A 14,206-nucleotide genomic window follows, 5' to 3' on the forward strand; every position below is an offset into this window, starting at 1 on the left:
CGGAGGAACCGTCGCCCTCACGCCACCTTGGCGTGGGCGATGGCTTCGCGGACGCTCACGCCCTTGCGCAGGATGTTGTCCACGGCACGGCCCTGCACCATCGTGATGCCGACCTTGTTGGCGTAGACGAGGCTGGACACGCTGTCGCAGCGCGCCAGGATGAACTTGCAGCGGTCCTGCTCCTGGATGCGCTCCATGAAATACTTCTCGAAGGTCGGGTCCATCTCCAGCATGTCGTTGGACCAGAAGATCTTCGCGTAGTCGGCGTTCAGGTATTCCAGATCGAAGTTGGTCACCCAGAAAGGATTCAGCCCGTCCACCGCGATCTGGTAACGGCGATCCTGGGCGAATTCCACGACCTCGTTGAACAGCGACAGATTCTCGATCAGGTCGCCCTTGGAGATTTCCAGCACCACCTGCCCGCGGAAATCAAGAGGAAGCCGCTCGTCGAACTTCACGAAGCCGGTGGAAATGACGGTGGACAGGTTGATGTTGATGCCGATGCGCCGGCCCCGCATGAAGCTGAGCCCGTGGTTCAGAGCGCGCAGCACCGACTGGTCGAGGTTGGCGGTGAAATAGTTGAACAGCCACTTGTTGGCCGTGATGTCGTAGTCCGGGCAGAGCCGTTCCTGGAGCAGCTTGATCGAGATGTAGAGTTCGAAATAGGCCATGTCCTCTTCGGCGTTGCGGCCGATGTTGGCGATGGCCTGGTTGAACAGGAAGGGCGACAGGTCGAACATCTGCATGGAGCGTTCGAGCTTGGCCATCTCCTCCAGCGTGATCGGCGGCTTCGTCTCGTTGGAATGATCGCCGGTCTCGTTGGCCTGCAATTCCTCGATGAAGCGGATGACGTTGATGAAGTTCAACGCCAGTTCCATGATCGAGTAGAGCGAGAATTCTTTGTAGGGGTTGGCCCCGGTCAGCGTCGTCTTGGCCAGGAAGATCTGCTCCACCTTCTGGCAGACGTCGGTGACGCCGGTCAGCTTCAGCCCCTTGTAGAGGATGATGACGTCGCCGTTGGAAATGTTGAAGGACTGCAGATAGGAGGCCTTGTTCGCCAGTTCCTGGATGATCGTACGGACGATCATCTGGCTGGAGGGGTCCTTGTCCCGCAGCAGCGACAGGTGCATGTGGATCAGCCGCATGCCCTGCAGTTCGGACTTCGCGGAGCGGAGCAGATTCAGCAGCTTGTCATTGTCAAATTCGGGCTTCTGATCCTTCGCGGCGGCGACGGCGGCCTGCTTCTCCGTTGTGGAGAGGCGGACGCGATCGCGTCCCATGGGTGGTTTGCCGCCGAACCTGCTCATACGCGAAATCCCCCGGGTGTGCGCATAGGGCTTGTGCGCACCTTAAAGGCGAGAATTTCCCCGCGAACCACACCGTGCCGCCACACGGCATGGATACGGAGCCCGTGACTTATTAGCCCATGGTTTTTTTAACAATGCCTTAAAGCGCTGTTAATTGCGATGAATTGTTTCATAATTTTGGCTAAACGTCGCGACGCTCTCCGAACCTGTAACGTCGCGGACCGACTCTTGCGCCATTCTGGAACGATTCTGGATGGGGCCGCTTACGACCCCTCTCCATTGCCGGCTGGAACGATGCGGACACGGCGGTCGTGCACCGCCAATCCGATGCGGCCGTGCTTCAGCGCCAGCGCGTCGTCGCCGAACAATTCCCGGCGCCAGCCCTGCATCGCCGGAACTTGGGCCGCGTCGTCGGCGGCGATCGCCTCCAGGTCGGCGGAGGAGGCGATCAACTTGGAGGCCACGTTGTTCTCCTCGCACTTCATTTTCAGAAGGACGCGCAACAATTCAACGATCGGTTGCAGGCCGGGCGGCGGCTCCTCGCGCGGCTCGACGCGCGGCAGTTCGGAATCCGGCAGGTCCAGCCCCTTCTGCACGCAGGCCAGCACCTCGGCGCCCTGCCGGCCCTCGGCGAAGCCGCGGCCCATGCCGCGCGTGCGGGCGAGGTCGTCGACGCTGGTCGGGGCGTGGGCGGCGATCTCCAGCAGCGCCTCGTCGCGCAACACGCGCGAGCGGGGCAGGTCGCGGCGCTGCGCCTCGCGCTCCCGCCAGGCCGCCATCTCCTTGAGAACCGCCATGAAGCGCGGCTTGTTCGTCCGCACCTTCAGCCGCAGCCAGGAGCTGTCCGGGTCCACCTGGTAGGTGGCCGGGTCGGTCAGGACGGCCATCTCCTCTTCCAGCCAATGGGCGCGGCCGGAGCGGACGAGGCGGCGCTTCAGCTTCTCGTAGGCCGGGCGCAGGTGGATCACGTCGGACAGCGCGTAGGTCAGCTGCCGCTCGGTCAGCGGACGCTGCGACCAGTCGGTGAAGCGGCTGGACTTGTCGATGCGCGCCCCGGCCAGCTTGGTGACCAGCGTCTCGTACCCGACGCTCTCGCCGAAGCCGCAGACCATGGCCGCGACCTGGGTGTCGAACAGCGGGTGGGGGATCTGGCCGGACAGATGCCAGAAGATCTCCACGTCCTGCCGGGCGGCGTGGAAGACCTTGAGGATGGCCGGGTCCACCATCACGCGGAACAGCGGCGCCAGGTCGATCCCTTCGGCCAGCGGGTCGATGGCGACCGCGCCGTTCGGCCCGCCGACCTGCACGAGGCAGAGCTGCGGCCAGTAGGTCTTCTCGCGCAGGAATTCGGTGTCGACGGTGATGTACTCCGCCCCGGCCAGCGAGCGGCAGAAGGCGTCAAGGTCTTCGGTGGTCGTGATCAGTGTCATAGCCGCTTCATACACGAGCGCGCGACCGCGCGAAAGCTCGCCCTTCGGCAACTCTCCCAGCGTGCAGCGGACGCGGATGGCGACTTGACATTCCCGCGCTGTCGGTGTGGTGTGTCGGGCCGCCTTTCCGCGCAGGATTCCGACCTTTTCCAAGGTGTTTCGACCCATGCACCCCTACCGCACGCACACCTGCGGCCAGCTTCGCGAAGAGAACGCCGGTCAGATTGTCCGCCTGTCGGGCTGGATCAACCGCAAGCGCGACCATGGACAGCTCCTGTTCATCGACCTGCGCGACCATTACGGCCTGACGCAGTGCGTGGTCGACACCTCCAACCCGGCCTTCCAGGCGGCGGAGCGGCTGAAGCTGGAATCGGTCATCACCGTCACCGGCAAGGTGGTCAAGCGCACGGCGGAGACCATCAACGACCGTCTGCCGACCGGCCGCATCGAGGTGCAGATCGCCGAGCTGTCGGTGCAGGGCGAGGCGGAACAGATTCCGCTGCAGGTCAACCAGGACACCGACGCGGGCGAGGACGTGCGCCTGCGCTACCGCTTCCTCGACCTGCGCCGCGAGCGCATCCACGAGAACATCCTGCTGCGCTCGCGCGTCATCGCGTCTGCGCGCCGCCGCATGATCGACCAGGGCTTCACCGAGTTCCAGACGCCGATCCTGACCGCCTCCTCGCCGGAGGGTGCCCGCGACTATCTGGTGCCCAGCCGCAACCATCCGGGCAAGTTCTACGCGCTCCCCCAGGCGCCGCAGCAGTTCAAGCAGCTGCTGATGGTCGCCGGTTTCGACCGCTATTTCCAGATCGCCCCCTGCTTCCGTGACGAGGACGCCCGCGCCGACCGCAGCCCGGGCGAGTTCTACCAGCTCGACTTCGAGATGTCCTTCGTCACCCAGGAGGATGTGTTCGCCGCCATCGAGCCGGTGCTGCACGGCATTTTCGACGAGTTCGGCGGCTTCCGCCGCGAGACGCCGCCGGCCATCGACAAGCCGCCCTTCCGCCGCATCTCCTTCGCGGAGTCGATGCTGAAGTACGGCAACGACAAGCCGGACCTGCGCAACCCGCTGGAGATCACCGACGTCACCGCCGTCTTCAAGCGCGACGACGTGGAGTTCCGCGCCTTCAAGCAGACGCTTGAGAAGGGCGGCGTGGTCCGCGCCATCCGCGCCCCGAAGGTGTCCGACAAGCCGCGCAGCTTCTTCGACAAGCTGAACGACTGGGCGCGCGGTCTCGGCGCTCCGGGTCTCGGCTACATCATCTTCGAGGCGGCGGGCGGCAAGGGCCCGATCGCCAAGTTCGTGCCGGAGGCCGCCCAGGCGGAACTGCGCGCGGCGGCGGGCGTGGAGGACGGCGACGCGGTCTTCTTCGTCTGCGACCAGCCCGGCCCGGCGGCCAAGCTGGCCGGCTTCGCCCGCACGAAGATCGGCGAGGAGCTGGACCTGATCGAGAAGAACGCCTTCCGCTTCTGCTGGATCGTCGACTTCCCGATGTACGAGCTGGACGAGGAGACCAACAAGGTCATCTTCAGCCACAACCCCTTCTCCATGCCGCAGGGCGGCCTGGAGGCGCTGAACACGATGAACCCGCTGGACATCAAGGCGTACCAGTACGACATCGTCTGCAACGGCGTGGAGCTGTCGTCGGGCGCCATCCGGAACCATCTGCCGGAGCTGATGTACAAGGCGTTCGAGATCGCCGGCTACCCGCCGGAGGAGTTGGAAGCCCGCTTCGGCGGCATGCTCAGCGCCTTCAAGCTGGGCGCCCCGCCGCACGGCGGTTCGGCCCCGGGCATCGACCGCATCGTGATGCTGCTGGCCGACGAGCCGAACATCCGTGAGGTCATCGCCTTCCCGCTGAACCAGCGCGCGGAAGACCTGCTGATGCAGGCCCCGGCCCCGGTGGACCAGGCGCGCCTGCGCGAGCTGCATCTGAAGCTGGACCTGCCGAAGCCGAAGGTCGCCGCCGAGACGCCGAAGGCCGCCACCTGACGGTCCGGCCTTGTCCCTCCCTTCCCGCCTCGGCGGGGAGGGTCGGGCGGCCAACGGAAAAGCCCCCCGTCCGCGAGGCCGGGGGGCTTTTCCGTTCGGGGGATCGGGACGGCGTCAGGCGGCGACGTTGCCGGCCGGGGGCGATCCGATCATGCGATAATAGTTGGAATCGACCAGGACGAGGCAGCTCAGCGTCTTCGCGTCGCCTTCGTCCTCGGTGCTGACCACGCGGGCATGCGGAATGCCGAACAGGGTCACGGTCTCCCGCACGCGCCAGGACCGCCCGTTGGTCGCTCCAACGGTCTGGAACACCTGTCCCACCAAAACCTGCTTCTTGGCCATAGGGAAACCCTTATCCTGCTGTCGGTGCACACCATGACTCCATGGAGGCGCGGATACACCATGCACAGTTTAGGCCAGTTTCGCCCAAATATGGCAAATTGAATTGTAACGATTTGCGGCAGAGGCTGTGACCTTTGCGTCCGGCGGTCAGCAACCCGACTTCGGCAGAGCCTCCACCTTCTCCAGGATGGCGTTCACGGTGAAATCGCCGTAGTCGATCTGCATGGATTCGGCGACGCCGTTCTGCAGCAGATGCAGACTCATCTCATACTCGGGCTGGGCCGAGTCGCTCTTCAGCGGGAAGAAGGCCATGCGCACCGGCCACGCCTTCTTGCCCTTCAGCAGCGGGTCGGCGCCGTCCTCCTTGGTCTGGACCGCCGTGCCGATGACCGTGGACACCTCGGTCGCTCCTTCGGAATCGGCGCCGTCGAAGACGACCCGGTTGAAGAAGGTCTCGCCGGAGCTGGCGTGATCGAGCACCGCCAGGGTGTGGGCGGTCGGGAACATGGTGTTGGGGGGCAGCTCCATATCCTGGGGCTCCGGCTTGGAGAAGGCGGCGGTGCCGGAGCCGTCCTTGGCCAGCCGGGCGTCGCCGCGCACCTCCTCGTCCTCCTCGCCGTTGATCAGCTTGCGGACGTTGAAGCGGTAGCGCTGCCCGTCCTTGGCCTCCCACGTCGTGTAATTGGTGGTCATCGCCATCTCGTCGCCCTCGGCGTAGACGAAGCGCAGTTGGAAGCGCTGCTCCGTCGTCCAGCCGTCGCAGGCGTCGGCCCATTCGAACAGCATGCGGCCCCGCACGTCGCTGACCTTGGAGCTGTTGCGGGCGGACAGCAGCGACATCTTGTAGACGGCGCGGTGCGGCAGGATGTTCGCCGCCGCGCCGGCCGCCGCCCCCACCGCCGCGCCGGCCGCGTTGGCGGGAGCCGCCTGGGCCGGGCCGGCGGCGGGAAGGGCGGTCACGGACACCAGGAACGCGCCGAAGGTCGCGCAAAGGGCGAGGCGGGCGGCGGAGCGGCGGTTCTGCAAAGCGACATCCACAGGTGATTGGCAGCGTCGGATGGATTATGGGTGTTTCGGCGTCGGAGCGGAAGGCCCGACCCCCGGAATAAACGGAAGGCTGAGGACAGATTCATGCGCAGCGACACCCCCGCATCACGGCCCGTCCTCCTGGTGACCCGGCGCCTGCCCGAGGCGGTGGAGGCCCGCGCCGCGCGCGATTTCGACGCCCGGCTGAACCCGCAGGACCGCGCGCTGTCCGGCGCCGACATCGCCAGGCTGGCGGCGGAGACCGGCGCCGCGGGCATCCTCTGCACCGCCGGCGACCGGCTGGACGCCGCGGCCATCGCGGCGCTGCCCGAGGCCGTGCGGATTGTCGCCACCTTCTCCGTCGGCACCGACCACATCGACCTCGACGCGGCCAAGGCCCGCGGCCTGATCGTCACCAACACCCCGGACGTGCTGACCGACGCGACCGCCGACATCGCGCTGCTGCTCATGCTCGGCGCGGCGCGCCGCGCCTCGGAGGGCGAACGGATGATCCGCGCCGGCGCCTGGACCGGCTGGACGCCGACGCAGCTTCTCGGCACCCATCTGGGCGGCAAGCGCCTGGGCATCATCGGCATGGGCCGAATCGGGCAGGCGGTGGCGCAGCGGGCGCGGGCCTTCGGCATGGCCATCCACTATTCCAACCGGCGCCGCCTGCCCGCGGAGCAGGAGGCCGGCGCGATCTACCACGCCGATCCCGAGGCGATGCTGGCGGTCTGCGACGTGCTGTCGCTGCATTTCCCGGCGACTCCGGAAACCACCCACTGGCTGAACGCGGAGCGGATCGAACGCCTGCCGCCGGGGGCCATCGTGGTCAACACCGCCCGCGGCTCCGTGGTCGACGACGAGGCGCTGATCGCCGCCCTGGCCCGCGGGCGTCTGGCCGCCGCGGGGCTGGATGTGTTCGAGAACGAGCCGAACCTGCACGCCGGCTACCGCGGGCTGGAGAACGCCTTCCTGCTGCCTCACCTGGGCAGCGCCACGGTGGAAACCCGCAACGCCATGGGCTTCAAGGCGCTCGACAACCTGGACGCCGTCTTCGCCGGGTCGGCGCCGCCGGACCGCGTGGCGTGACGTCGTCGCGCAGAAGCCTGCCGGGAGCCGGTGTCGCGGGCCCGGCGGGCCGTTCGTCCGAAAACCGTTCAAAAGAGCAAATAAATCAAAAATAGATAAAATTTTCCGCAACGAGCCTGCTCCCCGGCAAATTGTGCCCGGGAGCGGCCTTGCCCGGCAGAATTTGCCGGGACGAAAGGCCTAGTCTTCAAGCAATCCTCATATGGCACGGCGATTGCTTGGGTTTTGGCGCAGCCAGTGCCGATCATGTGGAGAAAGCCCATGAGCGCCGTCGTGAACACCCAGGACCCGGACGCCGTTGCCGCCGACCATCACGACGGACTGCCTTTCGACCGCGGGACCCATGACCGGCTGCTGCGGATGTCCACCCTGCGCGGCCCCCGCATCGCCCATCCGGCGGCCGCGGCCCACGAGGCATCGGCCCTGGAACGCCAGCTCGCCGAGGCCCGCACGACCATCGCCGAACAGCGTGACCGGATCGCCTATCTGGAAAGCCTGTCCATGACGGACGAGCTGACCGGCCTGCTGAACCGCCGCGGCTTCTTCAGCCACTTCCGGCGCGAGATCGCCGCCGCGCGGCGGCAGCGCGCCAAGGGGAACGCGGGCAAGGGAAATGGAACGGCCGGCGGTGTGCTGGTCATCATCGATCTGGACGGCTTCAAGCGGATCAACGACACCCATGGTCACATGGCCGGCGACGCCTACCTGCGGCAGGTCGCCCGGTTGCTCGTCGGATCGGTCCGCGAGGAGGATGTGGTGGCCCGGCTGGGCGGCGACGAGTTCGCGCTGCTGCTGACCAAGACCGATGCGGCCTGCGGCGACCTCCGCGCCCGGCAGATCGCGGCGGCGGCGGGCCGCCGCTGCGTGCGCTGGAACGACGCCGACCTGCCGGTCCGCTTTTCCTTCGGGGTGCAGCCCTACGGCGCCGACGACCGGGAGGAGGAGGTCGTGCGCCTCGCCGACACCCGCATGTACCGCGACAAGGCCGGACGCCGCCCGCGTCCCGCGGGTCGCAAGGCCGGGACCCCGTCCGGACAGCGCGCGGCAAACCGGCGGATCACCGGCTGATCCGGAAACCGCCGCGGGTGCGGAATCGGGACGGCGGGATCGGGGCAGCCTGTCGCACCCCTCAGACCGGGCTTGACCGGGCGATCGCTCCCGCCGCAGCATCTGCACCTTTCCGTCGCAAAGGTGCTTGCCCTGAACACGTCTTCGGATCGTCGTTCCCGTTCCTCGTCCCTGGCCATGGCCGACCGACCGACCGCGGAGGACGCAGAGGGGATACAGCCGCATGGCGCCCTGGTGGTGCTGGACGGCGATGGCGGGACGATCCTGGCCTGCAGCGCGAACACCGTCGAGTTCCTCGGCCTGGTGCCGGAGCGGCTGCTGGGGCGCGGAGTGGAAGCGCTCGCCCTTCCCGAGCTTGCGGATCTGCTGGCGCGGCTGCGCACCCTGCCGCCGGACCTGCGGCCTGCGGGGCTGCACGCGTCCGTGACCCCGCCGGCGGGAAGACCGCTCCCGGCGTTTCTCCACGAGCACGGCGGACGGGTGATCCTCGAGGTGGAGCGGCCGCTCGCCGGGGCGGAGCATTGGCCCGCCACGGCGCCGCCGGCCGGCCTTCTGCCGGGAATCGCGGCCCTGCGCGGGGCCGCGGGGCTGGAGGCCTTGGCGGCCCACACCGCCCAGACCGTCCGTCGCCTCACCGGCATGGACCGGGTGATTGTCTGCCGCTTCGACGACTTCGGCAACGGGGAGGTGGTGGCGAAGGACGAGGTCCCGGATTGGGGCCACCCCGCCCTGGAGATCCGGCCCGGCGCGGCCCTGCCGGCGGGCGTGTTCGACCGCGGCCCGGACGGGACCCCGCGGTTGCGGGTGGTCCTTGACCATGCGGCGGAGCCGGTTCCTCTCCTGCGCGCCGACGCGGCGGTTCCGCCGCCCGATCTGGGCAACGCGCACCTGCGCAGCCCGCCCGCGGCCCGCCGGGAGTTCCTGCGGCGCATGGGGGCCGGTGCGGCCCTGACCGTGCCGATCGTCCAGGGCGGCAAGCCGTGGGGGGTGATCTCCGGCCATCGCCGCCAGCCCCACGCGGTTCCGCCGTCCGTCCGGATGCTGGCGGCCATGGCCGCCGACGCGCTCGGCCTGATGCTCGACGCCGCCGAACGCGCCGTGGAGCGTGAGCGCCGGGCCGCCCACGCGGCGCGGCAGGCGGAGGTGAGCCGGGCCAAGTCCGACTTCCTGACGGGGATGAGCCACGAGCTGCGCACCCCGCTCAACGTCATCATCGGCTATTCGGATTTCCTGCTGCATCCCGGGTCCGATCCACTGACCGAGCGGCAGCGCGACTATCTCGGCAACATCCGCGCCTCCGGCACCCATCTCCTTGAACTCATCAACGATGTGCTGGACCTGTCGAAGATCGAAGCCGGGCATGTCGATCTGAACGACGAGGACGTGGACGTCGCCATCCTCGTGGGCGAGGTCTACGCTCTCCAGGAACTGACGCTGGCGTCGGCCGGGCTGACCTTCGACGCGCTGTTCCCCCGGCCGCTGCCGCGCCTGCGTGCCGACCGGCGTTCGCTGCGCCAGATTCTCCTGAACCTGCTGTCCAACGCCGTCAAGTTCACCCCGGAGGGCGGGCGCGTCACCATCGACGTGACGCGCACGGGGGAGAGGCCCGGGGCCGGGCTGTGCATCGCGGTGATCGACACCGGAATCGGCATTCCGGAGGAGCACCATGCCATCGTCCTGGAGCCCTTCCGGCAGGTGCCGGGGGAACGCATCCGCGGCGGCGGCGGAACCGGGCTGGGCCTGCCCATCGTGCGGTCCCTGGTGGAGGCCCACGGCGGGCGGCTGGCCCTCGCCAGCAGCCCGGGGCAGGGCACCCGGATCGAGCTGCATTTCCCGCCGGAGCGGGTGATCGCATGACGCAATCCGTGGAATCGTCAGGACTTCTCGGGCTCCGGTGGGCCGTCCGGGGCTTTGCTAACGACAATTTAACCGTCGCGGCGGGACAGTGAACGGGATATACCGGTCTCTCCGGGTGTGGTCGCTGCAAGCAGGAGCGCGGGTCGCACGACGCCCGCGGAACCGAACAGCCCCAAGAAGGCGCCGATGGACGACCGAACCGTGAAGCGTGTCCTGATCGTCGAGGACAACGAGCTGAACATGAAGCTCTTCCACGACCTGCTGGAAGCGCACGGCTACGCGACGCTCCAGACCCGCAACGGGATGGATGCCCTGTCCATCGCGCGGGAGCATCGGCCGGACCTGATCCTCATGGACATCCAGCTGCCGGAGGTGTCGGGGCTGGAGGTCACGCGCTGGATCAAGGACGATCCGGAACTGGCGAGCATTCCGATCATCGCGGTGACCGCCTTCGCGATGAAGGGGGATGAGGAAAAGATCCGGGAGGGCGGCTGCGAGGACTACATCGCCAAGCCGATCTCGGTGTCCAAGTTCCTCCAAGCCGTCCAGAAGTTCCTTCGTTAACCTTTTACGGGATCGGTCGCACGTTCCATGTCCGCTCGCGTCCTCGTCGTCGACGATGTCCTTCCGAACGTGAAGCTGCTCGCGGCGAAGCTGACGCGCGAGTATTTCAACGTCATCACCGCCAGCAATGGCCCCGAGGCGCTGGAGGTGGTCCGCCGCGAATCGCCGGACATTGTTCTGCTCGACGTCATGATGCCGGGCATGGACGGGTTCGAGGTGTGCGAGAAGATCCGCTCCGACCCCGCGACCATGCACATCCCGGTGGTGATGGTCACCGCCCTGTCCGACGGCGCCGACCGTGTGCGCGGGCTGGAGGCCGGGGCTGACGACTTCCTGACCAAGCCGGTCAACGACGTGGCCCTGTTCGCGCGGGTACGCTCGCTGGTCCGCCTGAAGATGATGATGGACGAATGGCGGCTGCGCGAGACCACCTCCGGCCAGTTCGGGGTGCTGGAGCCGACCGGCACGCTGCGCAGCGAATCCTTCGAGGGCGCCCGCATCCTGGTTCTGGAGGATTCGCGGCTCGATCTGGCCAAGATCGCCGAGACGCTGCAGCGCGATCATGGTCACGTCATGTCCGCCGAAACCTGCGCCACGGCGCTGGAGCGGGCGCTGGGCGACGATCTGGACCTCGTGGTGATCAGCCTGACCCTGATGAACGAGGACGGTCTGCGCCTGTGTTCCCAGCTGCGCTCGCACGAGCGCACGCGGCAGGTGCCGATCCTGCTGGTGGTGGACGAGGGTGACCTGAACCGCGTCGCCAAGGGCTTGGAACTGGGCGCCAACGACTACGTCATCAAGCCGATCGACCGGAACGAGCTGCTCGCCCGCGCCCGCACGCAGATCCGCCGCAAGCGCTACCAGGAGCGGCTGCGCGCGAACTACGAGCAGAGCCTGTCCATGGCCCTGACCGACAGCCTGACGGGGGTCTTCAACCGCCGCTACATCAACGCCCACCTGCCGCGGCTGCTGGAGCGGGCGATCGACAACCACAAGCCGGTGGCGGTTCTGCTGTTCGACATCGACCATTTCAAGGTCGTCAACGACAGCTACGGCCACACCGTGGGCGACGAGGTGCTGAAGGAGGTCTCCAACCGCGCCAGCCGCAACCTGCGCACCTTCGATCTGGTGGCGCGGCTCGGCGGTGAGGAGTTCGTGGTGATCCTCCCGGACACCGACGCCGAGGCCGCCTTGACGGTGGCGGAGCGGCTGCGCACGCGCATCGCCGACACGCCGTTCAAGGTGAGCGCCGACGCCGGCGAAATCCCGGTCACGGTGTCCATCGGCGTCGCGGCTGGAGGCCGGCTCGGCGACACCGCCGAAGGGCTGATCCGCCGGGCCGACGAGGCGCTCTACGAGGCCAAGCGGGCCGGGCGCAACCGCAGCGTCGCCGACCCTCGCGCCAACGCCCTGCAGGCGCCCTGACGGGGTTCGGGCCGATCCCCGCCGGGACGTCGGGCTGGCCGCAGCCGAACCAGGGACTCTCCGGACAAGCAAAAGGCCGCCGAACGGCGGCCTTTCTGATTCCGGCGGTCCCGGGGAAACCTTACTTGATCTTGGCTTCCTTGAACTCGACGTGCTTGCGAGCCACCGGGTCGTACTTGCGGAACGACAGCTTCTCGGTGGTCTTCTTCGGGTTCTTCTTCTTCACGTAGAAGAAGCCGGTGTCGGCCGTGCTCACCAGCTTGATGAGGACGGTGTTCTGCTTCGCCATGATCTCAATCCCGACTAAAAATCCGTGACCCGCCAGCCCGGCGGGGCGGCGTCGTAGCGGGGGAAGATACCCGCTGCAGCCGCGATGTCAAGGGCTAGTAGTGGCCTCGCGCCCGCCCCGCAAGGGGGTCAGCGCTCCGCCACGGTGTTGGTGGAGGAGAGAGCGACCGCGCGCTGGTAAAGCGCCGGTTCGGCGAGGAGGCGCAGCGCCACCTTCACGTCCAGCTCCGGTTCATGTTCCTTCCAGGGGCAGGCTTCGCGCAGGCGGGCCAGCGCCTCCTCGTCGTCGGCGGCGCGGGCGCGCCACCCGGCGAACTGGGTCATCGGGCGTGCCCGGCCGTCGCGCAGATCGGACAGCAGGGCGACGGGATCGTCCTGGCCGGTGCGGCTGGTGCAGACCGTCGGCTGCACGCCCTGGCGATGCAGGGTGTAGCCGGCGGGCGTGTAGATGCGGCTCCAGGTCAGGAACAGCTCGCCGTCGTTGGGCAGGCGGGTCACCGTCTGGACGCTGCCCTTGCCGTAGGAGGAGGCGCCGACCACCACCGCCCGCCCCGAATCCTGGAGGGCGGCGGCCACCACTTCGGCGGAGGAGGCGGAGCGTCCGTCGACCAGCACAACCAGGGGCAGGCCGTCGGCGATGTCGTCGGGCCCGGCCTCGAAGCGCTGGCGGCTGTCGGGGTGGCGGCCCTCGGTCGTGATGATCTTGCCCTGGGCGATGAACAGGTCGGCCACGGCGACCGCCTGGTCGAGCAGGCCGCCGGGGTTGCCGCGCAGGTCGAGCACGAAGCCGCGCAGGCCCTTGCCCACGCTTTGCCGCGTGGACAGGACGGCGTCGCGCAGGTTGGAGGCGGTGGAGGCGTTGAAGCGGTCCACCTTCAGCACGCCGACCTGCTCGGAGACGCTGGAATTCACGGTGTTGGGAACCACGCGCTCGCGCCGGAGCGGGGCGCGGCGCGGCGGGTTGTTGTCGCGCGCCACGGTCAGCAGGACCATCGTCCCGGTCGGGCCGCGCAAACGGTCGCGCATGTCCGACTCGCTGAGGCGGGCGGTCAGGTCGCCGTCGATCGCCAGAAGCTGGTCGCCGCTGCGGATGCCGGCGCGGTCGGCCGGGCTGCGCGCCAGCACGTTGCGGATCAGGGTGCGCCCGTTCGCCGTCTCCAGCGACAGGCCGATGCCGCCGTAGCCTTCGCGCTGGGCGCGCTCGCTGGTGGCGCGCTGGGTGCCGGTGTAGCGGGAATAGCCGTCGAGGTCCGACATCACGGAATCGAGGACGACCTGATAAACCCGCTCCGGCACCGCCTGATAGAGCGTGGGAGAATAGAGGCGGGCGCGCTCCACCGCCTTGGTGGTCAGGGCGGCCCAGCCGGCGGCGTCGGACAGGGAGGGGGCGGCGTATTCGCCGATCACGCTTCCGGAGACGTACAGACGTACGGTGTTGCCCTGGCGCTCGGCGCGGGCGGTCGGATCGATGGTCGCGAGCCCCTTCAGCCCGTCCAGCCCGAGGCGGCCGAAATCAACCTGCTGAAGATACACCTCGGCGATCTTGCCGTACGCGACGGCAAAGACCTGCTCGCTGATGAAGGCGGCTTCGGTCGCGGCTGCGGCCGGACGGGGCAGCGTCCCGCCGAGGCTTCCGAGGCCCACAGCGAGCATGGCGGCCGCGAGCGGGACCGACAGACGCCCGCGCGGCGAAAATCCTCGTTTCCGTATGCCCATGGCGCGCCGTACGCGGCCTCCTTTCCCACAGGCGGACCCGGATGGTTGCCCACCGGATTCGAACGGATAAGGAATAGCACTTCAGAAATGAGGGC

General features: G+C 68.0%; 12 protein-coding genes. 6 read left to right on the top strand and 6 right to left on the bottom strand.

Annotated features, from left to right (window positions below):
• Positions 1-17: 17 nt before the first annotated feature.
• Together ABVN73_RS15455 and rnd are read right to left on the bottom strand one after the other, a co-directional pair.
• Positions 18-1,280, bottom strand: coding sequence for a hypothetical protein (locus tag ABVN73_RS15455; protein WP_353860524.1), 1,263 nt, complete (start codon positions 1,278-1,280; stop codon positions 18-20).
• A gap of 290 nt (positions 1,281-1,570) precedes the next feature.
• Positions 1,571-2,737 carry a ribonuclease D gene (gene rnd, locus ABVN73_RS15460; RefSeq protein WP_353860525.1) on the bottom strand — a complete coding sequence of 389 codons (1,167 nt, stop codon included), beginning with the start codon at positions 2,735-2,737 and terminating at the stop codon, positions 1,571-1,573.
• A gap of 166 nt (positions 2,738-2,903) precedes the next feature.
• Here rnd and aspS point away from each other — a divergent pair, with 166 nt between their 5' ends.
• Positions 2,904-4,733, top strand: coding sequence for an aspartate--tRNA ligase (aspS, locus tag ABVN73_RS15465; protein WP_035676653.1), 1,830 nt, complete (start codon positions 2,904-2,906; stop codon positions 4,731-4,733).
• 114 nt (positions 4,734-4,847) lie between these two features.
• Here the strand turns inward: aspS and ABVN73_RS15470 are convergent, their stop codons facing one another.
• Both ABVN73_RS15470 and ABVN73_RS15475 read right to left on the bottom strand, forming a co-directional pair.
• On the bottom strand, positions 4,848-5,075 hold the full coding sequence (locus tag ABVN73_RS15470; protein ID WP_353860526.1) for a hypothetical protein: 228 nt from the start codon (positions 5,073-5,075) through the stop codon (positions 4,848-4,850).
• Between the two features lie 147 nt (positions 5,076-5,222).
• Positions 5,223-6,101: a cell envelope integrity EipB family protein gene (locus tag ABVN73_RS15475; RefSeq protein ID WP_353860527.1), complete on the bottom strand. Its 879-nt coding sequence runs from the start codon at positions 6,099-6,101 to the stop codon at positions 5,223-5,225.
• A 105-nt stretch (positions 6,102-6,206) separates the two neighbouring features.
• Here ABVN73_RS15475 and ABVN73_RS15480 point away from each other — a divergent pair, with 105 nt between their 5' ends.
• The 5 genes from ABVN73_RS15480 (at position 6,207) to ABVN73_RS15500 (ending at position 12,107) form a co-directional block, all read left to right on the top strand.
• Positions 6,207-7,193 (top strand): D-glycerate dehydrogenase, encoded by a 987-nt coding sequence (locus ABVN73_RS15480; RefSeq protein WP_353860528.1) that lies wholly within the window; start codon positions 6,207-6,209, stop codon positions 7,191-7,193.
• 261 nt (positions 7,194-7,454) lie between these two features.
• Positions 7,455-8,261 (top strand): GGDEF domain-containing protein, encoded by an 807-nt coding sequence (locus ABVN73_RS15485; protein WP_353860529.1) that lies wholly within the window; start codon positions 7,455-7,457, stop codon positions 8,259-8,261.
• 177 nt (positions 8,262-8,438) lie between these two features.
• Positions 8,439-10,118 carry an ATP-binding protein gene (locus tag ABVN73_RS15490; protein ID WP_353860530.1) on the top strand — a complete coding sequence of 560 codons (1,680 nt, stop codon included), beginning with the start codon at positions 8,439-8,441 and terminating at the stop codon, positions 10,116-10,118.
• Between the two features lie 186 nt (positions 10,119-10,304).
• Positions 10,305-10,682: a response regulator gene (locus ABVN73_RS15495; RefSeq protein WP_353860531.1), complete on the top strand. Its 378-nt coding sequence runs from the start codon at positions 10,305-10,307 to the stop codon at positions 10,680-10,682.
• A gap of 27 nt (positions 10,683-10,709) precedes the next feature.
• The gene (locus ABVN73_RS15500) at positions 10,710-12,107 is read left to right on the top strand and encodes a PleD family two-component system response regulator (RefSeq protein ID WP_353860532.1); all 1,398 of its coding nucleotides are present in this window, start codon (positions 10,710-10,712) and stop codon (positions 12,105-12,107) included.
• Positions 12,108-12,228: 121 nt separating this feature from the next.
• Here the strand turns inward: ABVN73_RS15500 and rpmG are convergent, their stop codons facing one another.
• Both rpmG and ABVN73_RS15510 read right to left on the bottom strand, forming a co-directional pair.
• Complete coding sequence (gene rpmG / locus ABVN73_RS15505; RefSeq protein WP_012974790.1) at positions 12,229-12,396, bottom strand: 50S ribosomal protein L33; 168 nt, start codon at positions 12,394-12,396, stop codon at positions 12,229-12,231.
• 128 nt (positions 12,397-12,524) lie between these two features.
• Complete coding sequence (locus ABVN73_RS15510) at positions 12,525-14,048, bottom strand: S41 family peptidase (RefSeq protein ID WP_353860533.1); 1,524 nt, start codon at positions 14,046-14,048, stop codon at positions 12,525-12,527.
• Between the last annotated feature and the right edge of the window lie 158 nt (positions 14,049-14,206).

Origin of the sequence: Azospirillum formosense, assembly GCF_040500525.1 — a bacterium.
GTDB classification, from domain to species: Bacteria; Pseudomonadota; Alphaproteobacteria; order Azospirillales; family Azospirillaceae; genus Azospirillum; species Azospirillum formosense_A.